Raw genomic sequence first — 21,628 nt, forward strand, 5'->3', positions numbered from 1 at the left:
TTCCAGCGTTTCAGTTCCAGCGTTTTCAGTTCCAGGCAGAGAGCGGAATGACGCTTACCGGTGTTCCGGCATCAAGTTCGGTGACGTCGGCTGGAATGTCGAGAAGTACGTCCGCCCAGGCCATCATGGCAACAAGATGGGAGCCGGTGCCGGACACCGGTTCGACGCCGTCGCCGGAGCGTCGTCCGCGGAGGAACTGGCGCTTGCCGGGGATTGATCGCAGCGCGGCAGTCAAGGGGCGACGTTCGGATGCGATGGGTGGCAGTCCGGCGGCGCGTCTGATGTTCTCGCGTGCAAACACTTCGAACGACACCATTGTGCTCACCGGGTTTCCGGGGAAGCTCAGTATCGGAACCTCGTTGACCACAGCTGAGCCCTGCGGACCGCCCGGCTGCATCGCGACGTGACCGAACGCAGCACCGAGGGGTTGCAGCGTTTCCTTCACGACCTCGAAGTCGCCCATGGACACACCGCCGGAGGTGAAGACAAGGTCTGCGACAGATGTTGCGTACGAAAGTAATTCGCGGAACACATCCGGATCGTCGGTGCTGCGGGCGATGGATACGACGTCGGCCCCGTTGGCGCGGGCCAAGCTCGCCAGAGCGGGCCCGTTGGAGTCGTAGATCTCGCCGGGGTTGAGTTGTGTTCCTGCGCTTTTCAATTCGGCGCCGGTAGTGATGACGGCGACCCGTGGCGGTGTGTATGTGATGACAGTTGCTGCGCCGACGGCCGCGAGTGCCGCGATGTGCCGCGGTTCCAGGCGAGTGCCTTCTCGAACCAGGAGCATGCCAGCCGTGATGTCGCTTCCGCGTTCACGGACGAACTCTCCGGCGGCGCGTCCACGGTTGATCGTGACGGCGTGCTTCGAGACGCCGGTGGTGTCTTCGACTGGGATGACGGTGTCTGCGCCTTCGGGCATGGGTGCGCCGGTCATGATCCGAAATGCCGAGCCCGCGAGATGTTTCGGGGGAGTGCCACTACCCGCTGCGAGAACTCCTCGGACAGCGAGTGTGACGGGCGTGTTGCGTACGGACTCGGCGTCGACGGCGTAGCCGTCCATTTGCGAATTGCGGAACAGAGGCAGATCGACAGGGGAGGTGACGTCCGCCGAGACTATCGACCCCAGCGCCTCGGTGAGGGGCAGGGCGGTGGGTGCCAAAGTGTGCAACGCGGCCAGCAATCCGGATACGTGCTCTTGATGGTCTTCGACGGAACGTGCGCTCACAGCGATAGCCTCGACATGGTCCGATTCTAGATGGTCTGGTTCCAGGTCGAGTGATACGAGTGACACTTCCCGTTGCCCGCTGCGCCATACTGGAGTGATGTGGAACCTGGTGCAGCGATGACTCCGGTGGTGGTGGGGATCCCCACTGTCCGGAGCAATTCTGTCCGCGGCAATCCCGCGTCGATGACGGGCCGGCCTGACACCGACGTATTGATCGACAAGTTCGGGCGCGTTGCCCGTGACTTGCGAATCTCGATCACCGAAAAGTGTTCACTGCGTTGTACATATTGCATGCCAGAGGAAGGCCTGCCGGTCATTCCCGCTGAAGATCTGTTGTCCACCGAAGAGATTGTTCGCGTTGTAGGTATCGGAGTCGATCGTCTCGGCATTCGAGAAGTTCGTTTTACCGGCGGCGAACCGTTGATGCGCAAAGATCTCGAGAAGATTATCTCCGGCTGTGCTGAGCGTGTTCCCGGAATTCCTTTGGCAATGACTACTAATGCCGTCGGATTGGAACACCGCGCGCAGCAATTAGCGGCAGCCGGATTGACCCGCGTCAATGTCTCTTTGGATTCAGTGGATCGCGCGCATTTTGCAGAACTGACGCGTCGCGACAGACTGCCGTCGGTGTTAGCGGGAATTCACGCTGCGGCGCGAGTAGGTCTGGCTCCACTGAAAGTGAACGCTGTTCTTATGCGTGAGACGTTGAGCGGGGCGGCGGAGCTTCTCCACTGGTGCGTGGACGCCGGCGTGGAATTGCGATTCATCGAGCAGATGCCCCTCGACGCCGATCACACGTGGGCGCGAGAGAACATGGTGACCGCCGAGGAACTTCTCACCGTATTGGGCACTCGATTCACTTTGGCCGCGATCGGGCGTGACGACCCCAGTGCACCGGCCGAGGAATGGAAAATCGACGGCGGTCCGGCGACGGTGGGAATTATCGCTTCGGTGACTCGATCTTTTTGCGCCGACTGCGATCGGACACGTATGACAGCCGAGGGAACTATTCGGTCATGTCTGTTCAGCGATCGTGAAGTGGACCTGCGAGCAGCACTGCGTTCAGGCGGCGGTGACGATGAGATCGCTGATCTGTGGCGGGGCGCAATGTGGAACAAGTGGGCAGGTCATGGGATTGCGGCAGAAGGCTTTGTGCCGCCGGAGAGAAGTATGGGTGCAATCGGTGGCTGATTCGGAATCGATGTCGGTTCGATACTTCGCTGCAGCCGCAGACGCTTCGGGTTGTCGTAGCGAGACACTCGCGCTGCCGCATTCAAGCACGCTCGCTGATCTTGTTGCTGTTCTGTCTGACAAATACGGCCCCGACATGAAGCGCGTTTTGTCCGTTTCTGCGTATCTCGTCGGCGAGGAATTGACGCGTGATACCGGTCGCGTGGCGGGGCCTGCGGTAGACATTTTGCCGCCTTTCGCGGGCGGCTAGGGCTGTCGATCAAAATAAACCTCAAAATTCTTTTGCGGTTTACTGTCGCTGACAGGTACCGACCTAAATGATGAGATCGGATGTCCTAAGAGACCCGGTATGACGTGTTGATTCGATTTGCGATGCAGCTTCGTTGTGCTGGTCAGCGCATTTTACCTCGGTGTTCGACTGACATTTGATTGTCGTTCTGATTAGTCGGAATTGCCTGACTGAACTCATACTTTTGGGGGATGTAACATTTTTGGTATCCAGGTAGATGCGTCATTCACATGAATGACAAGGGATTTTCCGAGTCGAAATTTTCACCAAATTCATGTGTTACCTTTTGTCGTAATTCCCCCCGTGAATGGTGAAAGGTACTTACATGTCCCGCAATTCCACACGTCGTCTCGGTTTCGCTTTTGCTCTCGTCGGCGCAGCAGCGCTGACGGCTCCGGCACTTGCCGGAGCGACCACCGGCTCACTCGGTTCTTCCGATGCCCCCGCCGCAGGCTTCACCTGCTCGGCACTGTCGACCGAGACAACCCCCAATGGCTGGGGCATTCCGTTCGACGACGAGAAGAAGCAGGTTGCCTTCTACTCGGACACCGATGTCCTCGATACGGATGGTTCACTGAAGCTGGAGATCACCGCACCCTCGCCTGACAACCGTTCGGTGTCGTACCACTCTGCCGGCTCGATCAAGCTCTCTGACGCCGTCAAGACGGAGATCGGCTTCGCGGAGAAGGCAGCCAGTTCACAGGCATCGTTCCAGCTGCGTCTGAGCGGCACCACGAACCCGGCTGACAATGGATTTGCGACCGTGTACTGGGTAGCAAACGGAAACGACTCCGTTGACACCACCAACGGCGGAGCACACACCAACATCCAGAACGGCAAGTGGATCAGTACCCGTGACATCGGCGGTGCCCCTAAGAACGTTCCGACGGACCTCGCGGCAATCGCCGCAGCAAACCCCGACGCTACGGTTGAGCATTACGGCGTCAGTATCGGTCGCGCAGATGCCGGGCTGACCCACGTCGACGCTGTGAAGTTCAATGGCTGCACCACGAACTTCGCGCTGAAGGACGAGCCTGCCAGCCCGTTCGGCAGCCTGGGCAACATCTTCGGCAGCCTCTCGGCCAGCTGATAACAGCAGAACGAAGCACGGCGCCCACCTTCCTCTCGGAAGGTGGGCGCCGCGTTCGTATGTAGGGGGAGCGGGCCGGGCTAGCGCCACCAAGTGTCGAGCGGGGTAACCGGAACGGTCCGCTTGTGACGGGTGTTCAGGTACATCTTTTCGAGTTTGTCGGATACCTCCGTGGAGACGTCCTTGCCTTCGAGGTAGTCGTCGATCTGGGCGTAGGTAAGGCCAAGCGCCACCTCGTCGGGGAGGGCGGGGCGGTCGTCTTCGAGGTCGGCGGTGGGCACTTTGCGCCACGTGCTCTCGGGCGCGCCCAGTTCCCGCAACAGTGCGGCGCCCTGCCTCTTGCTCAGGCCGGTCAGCGGGGTGATGTCGACTCCGCCGTCGCCGAACTTGGTGAAGAATCCCGTGATGGCCTCGGCAGCGTGATCGGTGCCGATCACGATGTACCCCAATTGGCCGGCGATGGCGTACTGGATCATCATGCGCTCCCGAGCTTTGATGTTGCCGCGCACGAAGTCTCGCAGTTCACCGTCGCCCAGGGCCTCGGAAGCTTCACGGGCTGTGGCGTCGGCTCCTGGCTTGACGTTGACGGTCAGGCTGCGGTCGGGCTTGATGAAACCGAGCGCGATCTGCGCGTCGGACTCGTCGGCCTGCTCGCCGTACGGCAATCGAACGGCAACAAACTCGGCGCTGTGGCCCTCCTCGCGCAGTTCTGTCACCGCGCGCTGAGCGAGCGCACCGGTCAGTGTGCTGTCCTGCCCGCCGCTGATGCCCAGCACGTATCCCTTGGCGGGAGTGGACAGCAGATAGTCCTTCAGGAACTGAACCCTGGTGCGGACTTCGGCCGCCGGCTCGATGGACGGCTTCGCGCCTAGTTCGTCGATGATGCTCTCGCGCAATGTGGCCATGAGGGAACTTTAGCGACAGGTATCGTCTCGCGCATGAGTGCGAAGAAAGTTCTGGTGGTCAGCGCAACCAAGGCGGAGGCGGCGTACGTTCCGCAGGAGTGCGAGTTGGTGATCACCGGTATCGGAAAGGTCAGTGCGGCAACGGCAGTCGCGTCGGCGCTGGCACGGTTTCTTCCCGGAGAGTTGCCGTTGGTCGTCAATATCGGCACTGCAGGCGCGCTGCACGTGCATCACGGCGGGCTGTTCGTGCCGGGTGTCGTGATCAATCACGACATCAGCAGTGCGGCGATCAGATCGTTCGGCCACGAGGTTGTGGATCGACTGGCCTTAGTCGACGGCGACGATTCGGTTCTGGCCACCGGCGACGCATTTGTCTCCGACGCGGCCGTCCGGGATGCGCTCGCGCAGCGGGCCGATCTGGTGGACATGGAAGGTTTTGCGGTCGCCTACGCGGCGCAGGCCGCCGGTGCTCGGTGCCGGTTGGTCAAGCATGTGAGCGATCAGGCTGACGATTCCGCTCTGGACTGGCCGGCCCAAATCGATGCCAGCGCCCGCGAATTGGGGCGCTGGCTGGCCGAGAACGCCTGAGTCGGACTCGTTCGATCAAGCCTGGGCTGTCAGGATCAAGCCGTTGCCGTCGGGCTTTCGGAGCGTCATGGTTCCGGCGTCGACGGCGACGGTGACCTCACCGTCGAGCACTGTCAGGACGTGCCGTTCGATGTCGGCAACCTCTGGCTCGCACGCCATCCTCGTGGTACCCATCGGGGCGAAGGTGATGGTGGTGTCGGTGACCGTTGCCGAGCCCATCATGCGGTTGCATCCGGTGCTGCCGGTAACCGATCCGTCGGCGGCGATCGTGAGTTCCGGCGCCGAGGTTTCGAGTGCCAGGCTGGATGTGACGGCGTCGGGAGTGATGAGTGACGTCACGGTCCAGGCAGTGCCCTGAACAGGACGGTCCGGGTCGACGACCTTCTTGTCGGCCAGCGTGACGGTGATCGTGTCGGTGGAGAGCGTGAGCGTGTCACCGGACAGTGTCCAGGACGGCTGCGCGGACAGGAGCGTTGTCACCCAAGCATCGGATTCCATGACGGTGGGCTCACACGCCATCATCGTCGAGGCCATCGTGTCGGTGGCGATCTTGCCGTCCGTGAATTCGACTGCGCCGCTCGCTGTATTGCAGCCGGCAGTCGCCGCCACCAGGCCGGGCGTCGTGAAGTCGAGGGACAGCGGGCCGCCGCCGGGAATCGGGGTTCCGTCCACCTGGGTGGAGATGAATACCCGCCCTGCGGGATCGGCGACCGAGTCCGGTGTTTCCGAGTTGCTGGAACAGCCGCTGACGGCTGCGATGGCGAGGAGGCCGAGGACGGCGGCTGCGATGCGCATTGGCTCAGACTAGGCGCTGGAATGTGTTCGAGGTCTTCAACATCGAGTAACGCGCCGGGCAAGATTTTCCCAACCGTCAGCGAGTCTTTCCGTCGTCATCCCGAGGTCGCGAACCTGGTACAGAACCAACGACGCTTCGAGTGGCGCCAATAGTGCCGAGGCGAGAAGTTCCAGATCGCCCTCGACGCCGGCCGTGCGGAGCAAACTGATCACGTGCGCGATGCTCAGCGAGCGGGCCGGGCCACCGAAGCGAAACTCCGGCGCGTTCTCGGCAGCGCGGAGAACGTCGCCCTGGACCTCGACCATGGCGATGCGGGCGCGACCGAAGGCGACCAGTCGGTCTATCGGCGGCGCGCCAGGCCCCAGTGGCGGCGGACCGAACATGAAGGCGTGCTGCAACTCTCGCTCGGTGTGGTCCAGGAGTGCTTGCATCAATCCAGCACGACTGCCGAAGCGGCGAAAGACTGTGCCCTTGCCCACACCTGCGCGGCACGCGACGGCGTCCATGGTGACGGCGTCGACTCCGCGTTCGGCCACGAGCAGCGCTGCGGCGTCGAGCAGAAGTGCCCGGTTACGTGCGGCGTCGCCGCGCTCGGCCGGTTGCGCGCCGATCTGGGGTAGGGGGATTGCGCTCACCCGGTCGAGGTTACATGGCTGTTGAATATAAGTGGACCGTGGTCCGTTTAGAGGGTATAACTTTCAACCAGAGCCGCCCACCGCACCAATCTCGAAGGAATCACCCAATGTCACAGAGCAATGTTCTCGTTCTCGTCGGAAGCCTGCGCGCCGGATCCGTCAACCGTCAGCTCGCCGAGACTGCAGTGTCCGCTGCGCCGGAGGGTGCTGCCCTGACGATCTTCGAAGGCCTCGCCGACGTTCCCTTCTACAACGAAGACCTCGACGTCGAAGGTGCATCGATCCCCGCAGTCGACGCCCTGCGTGCCGCAGCCGGCAATGCCGACGCCTTCCTGCTCGTCACCCCCGAGTACAACGGCACCATCCCCGCTGTCCTCAAGAACGCCATCGACTGGATCTCGCGTCCCTACGGCGCGGGTGCTGTCTCCGGCAAGCCGGTTGCAGTCATCAGCGCATCGCCCAGCGGCAACGGTGCGAAGTGGGCCAACGACGACACGGTCAAGGCTGTCGGCATCGCAGGCGGCAACGTGCTCAGCGATTCCGCTCTTGCTGTCGCCAGCACGTTCGACAAGTTCGGCACCTCGCACGCACGCGAGAACGCTGAGGTTGTCGCACAGGTGTCCAAGGTTGTCGCAGACCTGGTCGACGCCACGAAGACGCTCGTCAACGCATAATCTGTACCAGTTCTCGAACGAGGGTCACGCCGGACAGGCGTGACCCTCGTTTCATGTCAGCCGGGGTCGGCCGCGCTACAGGCCTTCGCGTTCCATGGCGGCGTCGACGGCATCACGAACGGACTCGAAGTCCTTGCCCGCCATCATTGCTGCGCCCATTGCCTCGTCGATGCGCTCCGCGGCGAGAGCATAGCGACGTTCCCAGTTCTCCTTGTCCGCGCGCCAGTAACCCATGGTGTGCATGGCGGTCGCGGGGATCTTCAGCGTGTGACGCAGGTAGGCGCGAACCTTGCGCGCTGCTGCGGCCTCGACTGCGCACCAGACGTATCCGGTGCCGGGGGGTAGGGGATCGGCGGCCAACTCGGTGAGAAGGGAGTCGGCGTCACCGATCCATCGGATGTCGGCGTCGGCTGCGGTCGTGAAGCTCTGCTGCTCGCTCGGATCGGGAATCTGCGCGATCAGCTGTACGGAAATCCCGGCCGGCAGGCTCTCGAGAATTCGGCTGACTGCGGGGAGTGCGGCGTGGTCGGCGAGCAACGTCAGCCACTCGATGTTCTCGGGCGGGCGGAACCATCCGTTGGCGCTCGAGAGGTGCACGGTGTCGCCGGGGCTCGCCGTCTCGGCCCAGCGCGCCGCCCCGCCGTGTCCGTGCAGAACGAAGTCGATATCGAGCTCGCCGGTGTCCGCGCTCCAGCGGCGCACTGTGTAACTACGCGCGTGTGGGGGCTCGATTGGAAACCGGACAAGCACCCGTTCGTCGGGTAGGTCACTTGATGCGAAGTCGGCCAGGCCGGCGCCGCCGAAGGTGATTCTGCGCATCCCTGGCGTTATCTGCGTTGCCTCGAGAACAGTTGCCAGGTGGCGTGGGGCTTCGTCGCTGGGGAGGTCGATCGGGGCTGATTCCACGTCGCTCATGGTAGAGCTGCGGGGTGTTCCGAGACCCGGTCGAGTAGGCGGCGCACCTGTGAGCGCCGACACGCCGACACGGCGTGGAATTGGCGCGGAGTTATGGGTGCTGAGCTGGGTCGACCTGGGAATTTCATCTATGTGACTCACAACATCTTCGGTTATGTGATTCTGTCGGCCACTAGGTGTAGTGTCTTGAGCACTGAGAGACCACAACGCGGAACGCCTCGAGCGAAGCTCCGGCAATCGGTCGAATCGGTGCTGAACATCACTACATCGGCCTTTGTTGGCTAAGCGAAAGAGGGACTCTCATGAGCATCACCGTCTACACCAAGCCCGCTTGCGTTCAGTGCAATGCCACCTACCGCGCCCTCGACAAGGCCGGTCTCGAATACGACATCATAGACATCACCGAGGATGCCGAGGCACGTGACTACGTCATGGCGCTCGGATACCTCCAGGCACCCGTCGTGGTTGCCGGTGAAGATCACTGGTCGGGTTTCCGTCCCGATCGCATCAAGACGCTGGCCGTCGCTGCTTGAAGCGCGGCTGCGCCGGTGGCCGACGACGCTGTCGGCCCTGTAGTTGAAAGTGTTGAATAGTCGAAAAGTTCCGGGCACCGCATGAGGAAATGGTGACAACCGATGACTTCGCTGGTTTATTTCTCCAGCGTGTCGGAGAACACCCACCGATTCGTTCAACGTCTCGGGCTGCCTGCGACACGCATACCCATCCATGACCGTGACGGCTCATTTCTCGTCGACGAGCCCTATGTACTGATCCTGCCGACTTACGGCGGCGGGGCAACAGTGACAGGCCGCGACACCAGCTATGTGCCCAAGCCGGTCATTCGTTTTTTGAACAATCCACACAACAGGTCGTTGATCAGAGCTGTGATCGCGGCAGGAAACACCAATTTCGGTGAATCCTTTTGTTACGCAGGAAACATCATTTCCCAGAAATGCCACGTTCCTTTTCTGTACCGCTTCGAACTCATGGGCACTGCCGAGGACGTCGAACGGGTACGAGAAGGCTTGGGGGAGTTCTGGAATCATCTCGAAGCAGAGAAGGAGAACGGGCAGTGGCGCCAACCATCACTGACACGATCGCGGCTGGAAGCGTAGAACGTGACGCACGCGGCGGTGATTCCACCAACGGTCTCGACTACCACGCACTCAATGCCATGCTCAACCTGTACGGCGCAAACGGCGAGATCCAGTTCGAGATGGATGTCGCGGCGGCCCGTCAGTACTTCCTGCAGCACGTCAACCAGAACACGGTGTTCTTCCACAATCTCGACGAGAAGCTCGACTACCTCGTCGAGGAAAACTACTACGAGCCTGAGGTTCTCGATCAGTACTCACGTACGTTCGTGAAGTTCCTGATCGATCACGCGTACTCCAAGAAGTTCCGCTTCCCGACGTTCCTGGGCGCGTTCAAGTACTACACGTCCTACACGCTCAAGACGTTCGACGGAAAGCGCTACCTCGAGCGTTTCGAAGACCGCGTGTGCATGGTGGCCCTGACGTTGGCTGCCGGCAACGAAGATCTGGCCGTCGAACTTGTCGACGAGATCATTGCCGGTCGCTTCCAGCCCGCAACCCCCACATTCCTCAACTCCGGCAAGAAGCAGCGCGGCGAGCCCGTTTCCTGCTTCCTCCTGCGCATCGAAGACAACATGGAGTCCATCGGGCGCTCCATCAACTCGGCTCTGCAGCTCTCCAAGCGTGGCGGCGGAGTTGCGTTGCTGCTCACCAACATTCGTGAGCACGGTGCGCCGATCAAGAAGATCGAGAACCAGAGCTCGGGTGTCATCCCGATCATGAAGCTCCTCGAGGACTCGTTCTCGTACGCAAACCAGCTCGGAGCGCGTCAGGGTGCCGGTGCCGTCTACCTGCACGCACACCACCCCGACATCTACCGCTTCCTCGACACCAAGCGTGAAAACGCCGACGAGAAGATCCGCATCAAGACGCTGTCGCTCGGCATCGTGATCCCGGACATCACGTTCGAGCTGGCGAAGAAGAACGAGGACATGTACCTGTTCTCGCCGTACGACGTCGAGCGCATCTACGGCGTTCCGTTCTCCGACATCAACGTCTCCGAGAAGTACTACGAGATGGTCGACGACAAGCGAATTCGCAAGTCCAAGATCAAGGCTCGCGAATTCTTCCAGACCGTCGCAGAGTTGCAGTTCGAATCGGGCTACCCGTACATCATGTTCGAGGACACGGTGAACAAGGCCAACCCCATCGAAGGCAAGATCACGCACTCGAACCTGTGCTCGGAGATCCTGCAGGTCTCCACGCCGTCCGAGTTCAACGAGGACCTGACCTACAGCCACGTCGGCAAGGACATCTCCTGCAACCTCGGTTCGCTGAACATCGCGAAGACCATGGACTCGCCCGACTTCGCCAAGACCATCGAGGTCGCGATCCGCGGCTTGACCGCGGTGTCGGATCAGACGCACATCTACTCCGTGCCGTCGATCGAGCAGGGCAACAACGACTCTCACGCCATCGGCCTCGGCCAGATGAACCTGCACGGCTACCTTGCTCGTGAGCGAATCTTCTACGGCAGCGAAGAAGGCATCGACTTCACGAACATCTACTTCTACACCGTGTTGTTCCACGCTCTGCGGGCATCGAACCGGATCTCCGTCGAACGCGGTTCCTACTTCAAGGGCTTCCCGCAGTCGAAGTACGCGTCGGGTGAATTCTTCGACAAGTACACCGACCAGGTGTGGGAGCCAGCCACGGACAAGGTTCGTGGACTGTTCGCCGCCGCCGACCTTCACATTCCGACGCAGGACGACTGGCGTGAGCTGAAGGCGTCGGTGCAGAAGCACGGCATCTACAACCAGAACCTGCAGGCCGTGCCGCCCACCGGTTCGATCTCGTACATCAACTACTCCACCAGCTCCATCCACCCGGTGGCGTCGAAGATCGAGATCCGCAAGGAAGGCAAGATCGGTCGCGTCTACTACCCGGCGCCCTACCTGACCAACGACAACCTGGAGTACTACCAGGATGCCTACGAGATCGGGTACGAGAAGATCGTCGACACCTACGCTGCCGCAACGCAGCACGTCGACCAGGGCCTGTCCCTGACCTTGTTCTTCAAGGACACCGCCACCACCCGCGACATCAACAAGGCGCAGATCTACGCATGGCGTAAGGGCATCAAGACGCTCTACTACATCCGTCTGCGTCAGCTGGCACTCGAAGGCACCGAGGTCGAGGGCTGCGTTTCCTGCATGCTGTAAAGGGCTCCGCCCCCGTGCGCCTTTTTGGTAGTAACCACTACCGGAAAGGCGCACGGGGGCATTTTCTTTGCTAGGACGCCGGCCGGCCGGGACCATGCATCTTGCCGGCGTTCTTCGGCATCCGGCCGTGCTCGGTGAGCGCCCGTCGGAGTAGGAATTCGATCTGGGCATTGGTACTTCGGAGGTCGTCGGCGGCCCAGCGGGCAAGAGCGTCGTGCACCGCCGGGTCCAACCGAAGAAGGATCTTCTTCCGCTCTGATCTCGGAGCTGGATCCGTGGCCATGTGGCCTTCCCTTTACTGGTAGAGCGAACCGGTGTTGAGCACCGGTTGTGCGTCGCGGTCACCGCACAGCACGACCAGAAGGTTACTGATCATCGTGGCCTTGCGTTCCTCGTCGAGTTCGACGACGTGCTTTTCCTCTAGCTGCTTGAGTGCCATGTCCACCATCGACACTGCGCCTTCGACGATCTGCGTCCGGGCTGCGATGACAGCGCCCGCCTGTTGGCGGCGCAGCATCGCGCTGGCGATTTCCGGTGCGTAGGAAAGCCGGTTGATGCGGGTCTCGATCACTTCGACCCCTGCCGCCCGCACGCGGGCGTGAACTTCCTCCGACAGCGTCGTTGTAATGATGTCGGCGTTCTCCCGCAACGAGACTCGGCCTTCGGCGTCGTACGGGTAACTGCCGGCGATGTGGCGTACAGCTGCCTCGGTCTGAACCGAGACGAACTCCTCGTAGTCGTCCACCTGGAATGACGCGAGCGCGGTGTCGGCCACCTGCCAGACGACAACGGCCGAGATCTCGATGGGGTTGCCGTCGGCGTCGTTGACCTTGGACTGGCCGGTCTCGTGGTTTCTGATGCGGGTGGAGATGGAACGACGCACGGTCAGCGGGTTTGTCCAGCGCAGTCCAGGGGTGCGCAATGTGCCGCTGTACGAACTTCCCAGGAATTGCAGAACACGCGCCTGGTTCGGCTGCACCAGTGTCAGGCCGATCAGTGCGGGGAGTGACGCGAGGAACAGCACCACTCCGATGGGAATCAGCGCTATGAGTCCGAGGAGCCCTCCGACAACGGCCAGGGCGATTCCGCCGAGGAACAGAATCAATCCGCCGAGGAGCATCCAGCTGCCCGACAGGTCCCAACCTGGGCGTTCGGCGATTGTGGTGGTGGCAACTCCGGTTGGTTTCTCGGCCACGGTGGGCGTGCTGGTCATGTGAGACTCGCTTCCTCATCGGTAAGTGATATTTAATTGATATCACATTTTTCACGTTGGCGGGTGGGCGCGTACGACACATCTTGTTGTGTTGGCGTCTGGAGTCGGACACAACGGGTAGTGTTCAGGCAAGCCAACATTCGGCAGTATCTCTCGCGCTAGGTAGGAATCATGGTCAAGCTGGTCAGTCGCGTTTCCGCAATCAACTGGAATCGCGTCCAGGACGAGAAGGACGCCGAGGTGTGGGACCGCCTCGTCAGTAACTTCTGGCTGCCCGAAAAGGTGCCGGTCTCCAACGACATCCCGTCCTGGGGGACTCTGACCGCGCCTGAGCAGCAGCTCACGATGCGCGTATTCACGGGTCTGACGCTGCTCGACACCATTCAGGGAACCGTCGGCGCCGTCAGCCTCATCCCCGACGCCATCACCCCGCACGAAGAAGCGGTGTATACCAACATCGCCTTCATGGAATCGGTGCACGCCAAGAGCTACAGCTCCATCTTCTCGACGCTGTGCTCCACGCCCGACATCGACGACGCCTTCCGCTGGTCGGAGGAAAACCCGAACCTGCAGCGCAAGGCTCAGATCGTTCTCGACTACTACAACGGTGAGTCGCCGCTCAAGCGCAAGGTCGCGTCGACCCTGCTCGAGAGCTTCCTCTTCTACTCGGGCTTCTACCTGCCGATGTACTGGTCCTCGCGGGCCAAGCTCACCAACACGGCCGACCTCATCCGCCTCATCATCCGCGACGAGGCCGTGCACGGGTACTACATCGGCTACAAGTACCAGAAGGGCCTCGAGCAGCTGTCCGAGGCAGAGCGCGAAGAGCTCAAGAACTACACGTTCGAGCTTCTCTTCGAGCTGTACGAGAACGAGGTCGAGTACACCCAGGATCTCTACGACGAGGTCGGACTGACCGAGGATGTCAAGAAGTTCCTGCGTTACAACGCGAACAAGGCGCTCAACAATCTCGGTTACGAAGGCCTGTTCCCGAAGGACGAGACGGACGTCAATCCGGCTATCCTGTCGGCACTTTCACCCAACGCCGACGAGAATCACGACTTCTTCTCCGGCTCGGGCAGCTCCTACGTCATCGGCAAGGCCATCAACACCGAAGACGACGACTGGGACTTCTAGAGCGACGCGCTCAGGATTTCCAGCCCCTGACAACTGAGCCCGATTCCTGCGCATGCGGGAATCGGGCTTTTGTTGTCGGTGGGGGAGGGCTAGCTCGCCGAGAACCAGGCTTCTGCCTTGTCCTGCAACGCTTTTTCCAGACGCAGGCGCGACGTGTCGGTCAGATCCGACGGCAGGTTGTCGGGCTCGAACCACGCAACCTCGAGATTCTCGTCGTCCGCGACATGCGCGTCGCCGCCCGTCCAGCGGGCCAGGAAACAAACGTCGAGATACTGTGTGATATCCCCATTGGGGTACGTAATGGGTTCTGTGACATCGACACTCGTGATGCGAACCAACTCCGCGTCGACGCCCGTCTCTTCCTTGGCTTCGCGAACGGCAGCCGACGCGGGTTCCTCGCCGGGCTCGAGAACGCCGGACACCACTGCCCACAATCCGTTGTCGGCGCGGCGGGTGAGGAGCACGCGGCCCTCGTCGTCGCGAATCACGACACTGACTCCGGACAGCCAGAGTGGCGCGTGACCGATTTTTTCGCGTAACTCGACGATGAACTCAGGGATCGGCATCGCGTCAGCTCGCGTAACCGTTGAGGGTGTGCTGGAGATCGTCGAGAACGGCGCGCGCGGCGGTCATACCGTTGCCGTTCCAGATCTCGTCCTCAGCGACGAAGACGCGGTTCCCGGAGGGCGCTCCCAGATCGTGCCACTGGTCGCTCTTCATCACCTCGGTTCCGTACTTCAGTCCGTTCGGACCGTCGAACAGCACGTAAATCAGATCCCCTTCGGCGGCGCTGAGATCGTCGGCGGGAACCTCGGCGGTCACGGTGTCGGTGAGTCGTTGGGCTGGGGGCCGGCGCACCCCGACATCGCTCAGAATCTGACCCGAGAACGAGGCGGGGCCCTCGATGTTCAGCGAGTCCGAATCGAACCGCACCACAGATGCCTGCGTCTGCGCCGAATTGAGAGACTCACCCAGTTCCCGAGCGTCCCGTTGGTAATCGTCCAGAGCGGCTGCTGCTGCGGCGGATCGGCCGAGAGCCTGGCCCGCCAGTGCGAACTGCGACTTCCAGTAGACCGGGTCGGAACCGGCAAACACTGTCGCGGCGATGCCGGTCAGTTGCCCGTACAGGTCCGCCGACGCCGGACTCGATCCGAGAATCAGATCCGGTGCTGCTGCCTTGATCGCAGCGACATCGGGCGCGCTGACCGGGCCGACGCTCGGAATCTCCGAAATGCCGAAACCGAGGTACGACGGCTGAGGTGAATCGACGCCCGTCGCGGCGCCCACCACACGTTCCCACAATCCCAATGCACACACCGCGTCCATCGACGCACTGTCGAGCACAACGATGCGCGCAGGATCCGAGGGAACCTCGGCCGTGCCTGCCGTGTGCGCGACCTGTCGCGTCACCGTGGGGCCGGCTCCGGCGTCGGCCGCTGTCGGGGTGGGGCACGCGCTCGCCGTATCGCGCGCGAGCCCCATGACACCGGCTCCGGCGATGGACGTCGTGGTCCGCACGATGCTGCTGGCGATGTCGTCGGAGGTGTCCGACGAACAACCACTCAATACAAGGAGTGTGGCTGCGATGCCGAGTATCGAGACGCGGCGAACGGTAATGCGGGAGAGAACGGTCAAGTCGACGGCTTCCTGTGTGGGCGGGCGCCGCTTTAGGTTAGCTGCTCGACTTGTCCACTCCGAACGTGTCCGCGAGGTCGTCCAGAATCAGGTGCGCGCCCTGAATACTGACCGGAGACATCCACTCCGAATCGTCGACGTCGACGGTACGGCCACGCAGAGTTTGCCACAGCGGACTCGTGAGGAACGGCTTCGCGGCTTCGGCGCTCTTGCCCTCGGGATCCTGCCACGTGCTGACGAAGATGACGTCGGCGTCGGCCTCGTTGATCAGCTCTGGACTGATCTTCATCATGATATTGCCCGGGTCGGCAGGATCGGGGCCCTGGTTGCTCGGGCGGGCGAGGCCGGCGTCCTCGAGGACGATGCCGCTGAACGAGGTGGTGCGGTACAGGCGTGCTGTCGGTTCGCCGGCAAAGCGGACGACGGAGATGACCGGGTTGTTCGCGGCCTGGTTGACGGCGCTTCCGACGGCGGCGGCACGCGCTTCGTATTCGCCGATCTTCTGCTCGGCAAGATCTTCCTTGCCGAGGGCCTCACCGACGAGTCGGATGTTGGCCTTCCACGTCGGTCCCGTCGTCTGTGTGAACACGGTCGGGGCGATTGCGGAGAGTTGTTCGTAGTTCTTGCCGTCGCGGACTTCGGCCGAGATGATCAGATCGGGCTGGAGTGCCGCGATCTTCTCGAGGCTGACGGCGCCGACTGTTCCGACGGAAATTGCGTCGGCCGCGAACTCGTCGCGGGTTGATCCGAGGTAGTCGGGCAATCCCGGCTCGCGGTAGTCGACGTATCCCACGAGGGGTGATTCGAGGAGCAGTGTGGCGTCGGTGAAGCTGTTGTCGAGCGCAACGATCCGCTTGGGCTGTGACGGAATCTCGGTGCTACCGCGGAAGTGTTCGATCGTGCGGGGAAATGCCCCCTGTTCGGTCGACGTCGCGGTGGTGTCCGGCTCGTCACTCGAACATGCGGGGACGATCAACGCCAGGGCGGCAACGACGGAAATCGCCGCGGTTCGGCGAGCAAAGTGTTTCACGGGTACTCCTGTACTAGGTTAGGCAAGCCAGACCTTAACAACCAGACTTAACGACGGGACAGTTCGGGCATTGGCTCCCTGGCAACGCGAACTCGAGGTGCGACACGCCGCAACACGAGATCACACTCGTCACTTCGGGAACATAAACCGCAGGTCGATCGTTTAGTGGGAGCCAAAACGGTCCCTCGAGTACGACGCTGAGTAGGACCGGGTCGCGAGGCGTCACGGTCACGGTCTACGATTCGATGAGCGCAAGCCAGAAGCCGTTTCCCGCACGCCGGGAAATGGACCCTGCGGCGCGACCAAAGGCTCTGTCGAAGGAGCCTGCGGAGCGACCAAAGGCACATTCAGGAGGATCAGTGACTGCCGTAGCGCCCCAGCCAGTCCCCGCGATAGCTGCAGCCAGGCCTTACCCGCCGCGGCAGGGACCCAAGGGCTCATTCATTTTCAAGATGATCACGACCACCGACCCCAAGGTGCTCGGAATCATGTACTTGGCGACTTCCATCGCCTTCTTCCTCATCGGTGGCCTCATGGCACTGATGATGCGTGCCGAGCTAGCTGTGCCCGGCATGCAGTTTCTCTCGAACGAACAGTTCAACCAGCTGTTCACCATGCACGGCACCATCATGCTGCTGCTGTACGCGACGCCGATCGTCTTCGGCTTCGCCAACTACATTCTTCCGCTGCAGATCGGCGCGCCCGACGTTGCGTTCCCGCGTCTGAACGCGTTCAGCTACTGGCTGTACCTGTTCGGTGCGATCATCGCGACGGCCGGATTCGTGACCCCCGGTGGCGCAGCCGACTTCGGTTGGACCGCCTACACCCCGTTGACGAATGCACTGCATTCTCCGGGCGTCGGCGCTGACCTCTGGATCATGGGCCTCGCTGTCGGTGGTCTCGGCACCATCCTCGGTGGCGTCAACATGATCACCACCGTGATCTGCCTGCGTGCACCCGGTATGACCATGTTCCGCATGCCGATCTTCACCTGGAACATCTTCATCACCAGCATTCTCATCCTGCTGGCGTTCCCGCTGCTGACCGCTGCACTGCTCGGCCTGTTCGTCGACCGACATCTGGGTGGTCACATCTTCGACCCGGCAACAGGCGGTGTGTTGCTCTGGCAGCACCTGTTCTGGTTCTTCGGTCACCCCGAGGTGTACATCATCGCGCTGCCGTTCTTCGGCATCGTCTCGGAGATCTTCCCGGTCTTCAGCCGTAAGCCGATCTTCGGCTACAGCGGTCTGGTGTACGCAACGCTCGCCATTGCAGCTCTGTCGATCGCCGTGTGGGCGCACCACATGTACGCAACCGGCGCAGTTCTGCTCCCGTACTTCTCGTTCATGACGTTCTTGATCGCAGTGCCGACAGGCGTGAAGATATTCAACTGGATCGGAACGATGTGGAAGGGGCAATTGACCTTCGAGTCGCCGATGCTCTTCTCGATCGGCTTCCTGATCACCTTCCTCTTCGGTGGTCTGTCGGGTGTCATCCTCGCGAGCCCGCCGCTCGACTTCCACGTCACGGACAGCTACTTCGTGGTTGCCCACTTCCACTACGTGGTCTTCGGCACCGTTGTGTTCGCCACCTACGCCGGTATCTACTTCTGGTTCCCGAAGATGACCGGCCGCATGATGGACGAGCGCCTCGGCAAGTGGCACTTCTGGACCACGTTCGTCGGCTTCCACGGCACGTTCCTCGTGCAGCACTGGCTCGGAGCCGAAGGCATGCCGCGTCGTTACGCCGACTACCTGCCGTCCGACGGCTTCACGTCGCTGAACACGGTCTCGACAATCTTTGCCTTCGTACTCGGTGCCTCGACGCTGCCGTTCATCTGGAACGTCTTCAAGAGCTACCGCTACGGCGAAGTTGTTACGGTCGACGACCCGTGGGGTTACGGAAACTCGCTCGAATGGGCAACCAGTTGCCCGCCGCCGCGTCACAACTTCACCGAGTTGCCACGCATCCGCAGCGAGCGTCCGGCATTCGAACTGCACTACCCGCACATGGTTGAGCGGATGCGCGCAGAAGCGCACGTCGGCCCCGGCCACAACAGTAAGAACGACGCCCTCGAAGGCAGTTCTCACTAAATGAGCAACCCGACCTACACGTAGGTCAACGCCAAAGGCCCCGCCCGAACAACGGGTGGGGCCTTTCGCTTGTTCGATTGCCGATTGGCACAATAGGTGTCGACGCATGTCGATCACGACACGATTTCCAAGAAATGATCGGAGTTCTCGGTGGGTGCCTCAGACACCACTGTTCTGGTGACCGTGACCGGGCCTGACCGGCCCGGTGTCACCTCGGTACTGTTTGCCGCACTGTCGCGGCACAATGTGAGCCTGCTCGACGTCGAGCAGGTGGTCATCCGAGGTCGGCTCACGCTCGGCGTCCTCGTTGCATGCCCGAACGATCCGGAGGCGCTGCAAGAAGAACTCGAGCAGGCGATGGCGACGGTCGGCATGAACGTCGACATCGAAATCGGCGCAGATCCCGGTCGGCCCGCTGTGTCCACCCATGCCGTTGTCGTTCTCGGCAGTCCCGTGAATGCTCGCGCGATGCGCGGAGTGGCACGCGAGTTGGCCAAGCAGGGCGCCAACATCGATTCCATTCGCGGTGTTGCCGACTACCCGGTGACAGGCCTGGAACTCAGTGTCAGCTCCGCCGGCAGCGCCGACGCAGACGCGAAGTTGCGCACCGGTCTTGCCGAAGTCGCAGCACTCGAGAACGTCGACATCGCGGTCGAGCGCGCCGGTTTGGCAAGGCGCGCCAAGCGTCTCATTGTGTTCGACGTCGACTCGACGCTCGTTCAGGGTGAAGTCATCGAGATGCTCGCTGCCAAGGCCGGCGTCGAAGACGAGGTTCGCGCTGTCACGGAAGCTGCGATGCGCGGCGAGATCGACTTCACCGAATCGCTTCATCAGCGAGTGGCCACCCTCGCGGGACTGGACGCCTCGGTGATCGACGAGGTAGCTGCGAGCATCGAACTGACTCCAGGTGCACGCACCACCATCCGCACCTTGCGTCGTCTCGGCTTCCATTGCGGCGTTGTCTCCGGCGGATTCCGTCAGGTCATCGAAGGATTGGCACACGAACTCGAACTGGACTTCGTTCACGCCAACACCCTGGAAATCGTCGACGGCAAGTTGACCGGCCGAGTGATCGGCGAAATTGTCGACCGCGCCGCCAAGGCGGTCGCGCTCCGGAAGTTCGCCGATCAGGTCGGCGTCCCCATGGAACAGACCGTGGCCGTCGGTGACGGCGCAAACGACATCGACATGCTCAATGCTGCCGGCCTGGGTGTGGCGTTCAACGCGAAGCCGGCACTGCGCGAGGTTGCCGACGCGGCGCTGTCGCATCCGTTCCTCGACGCCGTGCTCTTCATCCTCGGTGTGACTCGCGACGAGGTCGAAGCAGCAGACGCGATCGACGGCGGCGTTCGGCGCGTGCCGATCCCATGATCGACGACCCCTGCGCCGCGGTGATGTCGGGCCCGGACGCGCTCTGGCGCGCCCGGCACGCCGTGCTGGCTGCGGGTTACGGTGGCCGGCCCGATCCGGCCGATCCCGCGCAGGTTTTGGCGATGCCGATGGTCCTGCATATTCCGAAAGCTGATCCGCCCCTGCGCAGTTCGCTCCTGGAAGCGGCCGCATCGGCGGCGGTCGCTTTGTGTCTCGACGAGCGAGTCGGGTTGGCCGAGGACGGCGAACCCGGCCCGTGGCGAGGCAACTTCACGGAATGGGTGAGTGGGCGTATCCGTAAGGTGTCGCGCCGCGCGCGGGGAGCGCAGTGGTTGGCGGCGCAGGATGTCGCGGGAATCACTGTCGAGGTCGGCGGTGCCCAGGCCCGGGCTCTGGTGCCCGGACCTGTCGGGGAACTTGATCCGCGGATCAAGAAGTTGCAGATCGGCGGCACCGATCTCGAACACGACAACCCGGGTCCGCCCATACCTGAACTGCCCGTGCTGTGGATTGACCCCGCGCTCGAGATGACCGTGGGAAAAGCATCGGCACAGGTCGGTCATGCGTCAATGCTGTTGGCGGCAGCCATGTCCGACGAGGAAGCCTGGCGCTGGGCTCAGGCCGGATTCCGGTGTTCGGTTCGTGACGCGGACCCGGCGCAATGGGCGGATGCTGTGGCTCGGCTGAGTTCCGACGCCGTCGCCGTCAGGGATGCGGGATACACCGAAGTGGCGCCCGGGTCGATGACGGTGATTGCGGTTCCCGGCTAGACCAGTCCAGTATCGCCATCTTGGCTATGGGTTAAGTGTCCAGTGAGCCTGCAGGATGGCTGAGTGCTCATACGTAGATTTGCCTCGCTGTTCCTCGGCCTGTGGCTGTACGGCTTCTCGATGGCGATGATGATCGCCGCCGGGCTCGGCTTGGACCCCTGGGATGTTTTCCATCAGGGTGTGGCAGAGCGGTTCTCCTTGAGTTTTGGTGTCATCACCGCGATCACCGGTGCGCTTGTGCTGTTGTTATGGATCCCGCTACGTCAACGACCGGGATTCGGAACCGTCGCCAACGTTGTTGTCATCGCCATTTCAGTGGATACCTCACTGGCCTTTTTGCCGGACTTTGATTCCATGCCAGTTCGAATCCTCATACTGGTATCCGGTGTTCTTCTCAACGGGTTGGCCAGTGTCCTGTATATCGGAGCGGGCATGGGGCCTGGCCCACGCGACGGCCTGATGACGGGATTTGTCGCGCGCACCGGGCTGTCCGTTCGCCTGGTTCGGACCAGCATCGAGGTTGTTGTCCTGGCCGTGGGGTGGGTCCTCGGCGGCACGGTCGGTGTGGGAACCGTGCTGTACGCCTTGGGAATCGGACCCACCATTCAGCTCCTGATCAAGGTGCTGCCGGACTCCATGACGGCGGCAGTGACAGGGACGCGTAAGGCCAGGACCGTCGGACCGCTCACCGTCAGCGTGGAACCTACTGCGACGGGGCCGGCCGAACCGGGTTCGCCGGTGGCGGTGGCCGAATCGAACACCGGCACCAGTGAACCGTCGAACCATTCCGGGGTTCCGACCGTGATCTGAGCCGG

The 21,628-nt window shown here is 62.0% G+C and carries 23 protein-coding genes; 13 read left to right on the forward strand and 10 right to left on the reverse strand.

Annotated features, from left to right (window positions below; all coding sequences use genetic code 11):
* Positions 1–25 precede the first annotated feature (25 nt).
* A complete protein-coding gene (gene glp, locus R4P64_RS07275) occupies positions 26–1,225 on the reverse strand; it encodes a gephyrin-like molybdotransferase Glp (protein ID WP_317820018.1) in 1,200 nt (399 codons plus the stop codon).
* Between the two features lie 117 nt (positions 1,226–1,342).
* Here glp and moaA point away from each other — a divergent pair, with 117 nt between their 5' ends.
* The 3 genes from moaA (at position 1,343) to R4P64_RS07290 (ending at position 3,795) form a co-directional block, all read left to right on the forward strand.
* Positions 1,343–2,416 (forward strand): GTP 3',8-cyclase MoaA, encoded by a 1,074-nt coding sequence (gene moaA / locus R4P64_RS07280; RefSeq protein WP_317820512.1) that lies wholly within the window; start codon positions 1,343–1,345, stop codon positions 2,414–2,416.
* Positions 2,409–2,666 (forward strand): MoaD/ThiS family protein, encoded by a 258-nt coding sequence (locus tag R4P64_RS07285; protein ID WP_080711593.1) that lies wholly within the window; start codon positions 2,409–2,411, stop codon positions 2,664–2,666. The genes moaA and R4P64_RS07285 overlap by 8 nt, the downstream gene beginning before the upstream one ends.
* Positions 2,667–3,030: 364 nt before the next feature.
* Entirely contained in the window at positions 3,031–3,795 is a 765-nt protein-coding gene (locus R4P64_RS07290) for a hypothetical protein (RefSeq protein ID WP_116101516.1), read from the forward strand.
* Between the two features lie 80 nt (positions 3,796–3,875).
* On the opposite strand, the gene nadE is transcribed toward R4P64_RS07290, so the two are convergent.
* A complete protein-coding gene (gene nadE, locus R4P64_RS07295; protein WP_317820020.1) occupies positions 3,876–4,700 on the reverse strand; it encodes an ammonia-dependent NAD(+) synthetase in 825 nt (274 codons plus the stop codon).
* 33 nt (positions 4,701–4,733) lie between these two features.
* Here nadE and R4P64_RS07300 point away from each other — a divergent pair, with 33 nt between their 5' ends.
* Positions 4,734–5,288, forward strand: coding sequence for a nucleosidase (locus R4P64_RS07300; RefSeq protein WP_317541506.1), 555 nt, complete (start codon positions 4,734–4,736; stop codon positions 5,286–5,288).
* Positions 5,289–5,303: 15 nt separating this feature from the next.
* Here the strand turns inward: R4P64_RS07300 and R4P64_RS07305 are convergent, their stop codons facing one another.
* On the reverse strand, positions 5,304–6,083 hold the full coding sequence (locus R4P64_RS07305; protein WP_317541508.1) for an META domain-containing protein: 780 nt from the start codon (positions 6,081–6,083) through the stop codon (positions 5,304–5,306).
* Between the two features lie 36 nt (positions 6,084–6,119).
* Positions 6,120–6,719: a TetR/AcrR family transcriptional regulator gene (locus R4P64_RS07310; protein WP_033231103.1), complete on the reverse strand. Its 600-nt coding sequence runs from the start codon at positions 6,717–6,719 to the stop codon at positions 6,120–6,122.
* A 107-nt stretch (positions 6,720–6,826) separates the two neighbouring features.
* On the opposite strand from R4P64_RS07310, the gene R4P64_RS07315 reads away from it, so the two are divergent.
* Positions 6,827–7,393 carry an NAD(P)H-dependent oxidoreductase gene (locus R4P64_RS07315; RefSeq protein ID WP_033231102.1) on the forward strand — a complete coding sequence of 189 codons (567 nt, stop codon included), beginning with the start codon at positions 6,827–6,829 and terminating at the stop codon, positions 7,391–7,393.
* Positions 7,394–7,468: 75 nt separating this feature from the next.
* Here the strand turns inward: R4P64_RS07315 and R4P64_RS07320 are convergent, their stop codons facing one another.
* Positions 7,469–8,308: a siderophore-interacting protein gene (locus R4P64_RS07320; protein WP_317820024.1), complete on the reverse strand. Its 840-nt coding sequence runs from the start codon at positions 8,306–8,308 to the stop codon at positions 7,469–7,471.
* Between the two features lie 302 nt (positions 8,309–8,610).
* On the opposite strand from R4P64_RS07320, the gene R4P64_RS07325 reads away from it, so the two are divergent.
* From R4P64_RS07325 to nrdE, 3 genes are all read left to right on the forward strand, one after another.
* The gene (locus tag R4P64_RS07325) at positions 8,611–8,841 is read left to right on the forward strand and encodes a redoxin NrdH (protein WP_033231100.1); all 231 of its coding nucleotides are present in this window, start codon (positions 8,611–8,613) and stop codon (positions 8,839–8,841) included.
* 102 nt (positions 8,842–8,943) lie between these two features.
* Positions 8,944–9,423, forward strand: a complete 480-nt coding sequence (gene nrdI, locus R4P64_RS07330; RefSeq protein ID WP_033231099.1) for a class Ib ribonucleoside-diphosphate reductase assembly flavoprotein NrdI — start codon at positions 8,944–8,946, stop codon at positions 9,421–9,423.
* Positions 9,381–11,564, forward strand: a complete 2,184-nt coding sequence (gene nrdE / locus R4P64_RS07335; protein WP_411742645.1) for a class 1b ribonucleoside-diphosphate reductase subunit alpha — start codon at positions 9,381–9,383, stop codon at positions 11,562–11,564. The genes nrdI and nrdE overlap by 43 nt, the downstream gene beginning before the upstream one ends.
* 70 nt (positions 11,565–11,634) lie before the next feature.
* Here nrdE and R4P64_RS07340 read toward each other — a convergent pair whose 3' ends face one another.
* Complete coding sequence (locus tag R4P64_RS07340; protein WP_317820026.1) at positions 11,635–11,847, reverse strand: hypothetical protein; 213 nt, start codon at positions 11,845–11,847, stop codon at positions 11,635–11,637.
* Between the two features lie 12 nt (positions 11,848–11,859).
* Positions 11,860–12,777 carry an SPFH domain-containing protein gene (locus tag R4P64_RS07345; RefSeq protein ID WP_033231097.1) on the reverse strand — a complete coding sequence of 306 codons (918 nt, stop codon included), beginning with the start codon at positions 12,775–12,777 and terminating at the stop codon, positions 11,860–11,862.
* A gap of 171 nt (positions 12,778–12,948) precedes the next feature.
* Between R4P64_RS07345 and nrdF the strand changes: the two genes are divergently transcribed.
* Entirely contained in the window at positions 12,949–13,914 is a 966-nt protein-coding gene (nrdF, locus tag R4P64_RS07350; protein WP_033231096.1) for a class 1b ribonucleoside-diphosphate reductase subunit beta, read from the forward strand.
* 89 nt (positions 13,915–14,003) lie between these two features.
* Here nrdF and R4P64_RS07355 read toward each other — a convergent pair whose 3' ends face one another.
* The 3 genes from R4P64_RS07355 to R4P64_RS07365 are packed head-to-tail and all read right to left on the reverse strand — an operon-like array spanning position 14,004 to position 16,579.
* Complete coding sequence (locus R4P64_RS07355; protein ID WP_219111972.1) at positions 14,004–14,480, reverse strand: NUDIX hydrolase; 477 nt, start codon at positions 14,478–14,480, stop codon at positions 14,004–14,006.
* A gap of 4 nt (positions 14,481–14,484) precedes the next feature.
* A complete protein-coding gene (locus R4P64_RS07360; protein ID WP_317820028.1) occupies positions 14,485–15,549 on the reverse strand; it encodes an ABC transporter substrate-binding protein in 1,065 nt (354 codons plus the stop codon).
* Between the two features lie 37 nt (positions 15,550–15,586).
* Positions 15,587–16,579 carry an iron-siderophore ABC transporter substrate-binding protein gene (locus R4P64_RS07365; protein ID WP_317820029.1) on the reverse strand — a complete coding sequence of 331 codons (993 nt, stop codon included), beginning with the start codon at positions 16,577–16,579 and terminating at the stop codon, positions 15,587–15,589.
* A 359-nt stretch (positions 16,580–16,938) separates the two neighbouring features.
* Between R4P64_RS07365 and ctaD the strand changes: the two genes are divergently transcribed.
* The 4 genes from ctaD to R4P64_RS07385 all read left to right on the forward strand — a co-directional run bounded on the left by ctaD (position 16,939) and on the right by R4P64_RS07385 (position 21,623).
* Complete coding sequence (gene ctaD, locus R4P64_RS07370; protein ID WP_072782333.1) at positions 16,939–18,672, forward strand: cytochrome c oxidase subunit I; 1,734 nt, start codon at positions 16,939–16,941, stop codon at positions 18,670–18,672.
* Positions 18,673–18,822: 150 nt separating this feature from the next.
* A complete protein-coding gene (serB, locus tag R4P64_RS07375) occupies positions 18,823–20,043 on the forward strand; it encodes a phosphoserine phosphatase SerB (protein ID WP_033231092.1) in 1,221 nt (406 codons plus the stop codon).
* A complete protein-coding gene (locus R4P64_RS07380; protein WP_317820030.1) occupies positions 20,040–20,813 on the forward strand; it encodes a peptidyl-tRNA hydrolase in 774 nt (257 codons plus the stop codon). The genes serB and R4P64_RS07380 overlap by 4 nt, the downstream gene beginning before the upstream one ends.
* A 120-nt stretch (positions 20,814–20,933) precedes the next feature.
* The gene (locus tag R4P64_RS07385) at positions 20,934–21,623 is read left to right on the forward strand and encodes a membrane protein (protein WP_317820516.1); all 690 of its coding nucleotides are present in this window, start codon (positions 20,934–20,936) and stop codon (positions 21,621–21,623) included.
* Positions 21,624–21,628: the final 5 nt, after the last annotated feature.

The sequence above is a fragment of the Rhodococcus sp. IEGM 1366 genome (genome assembly GCF_033142425.1).
In the GTDB taxonomy this organism is placed as follows: domain Bacteria; phylum Actinomycetota; class Actinomycetes; order Mycobacteriales; family Mycobacteriaceae; genus Rhodococcus_F; species Rhodococcus_F globerula.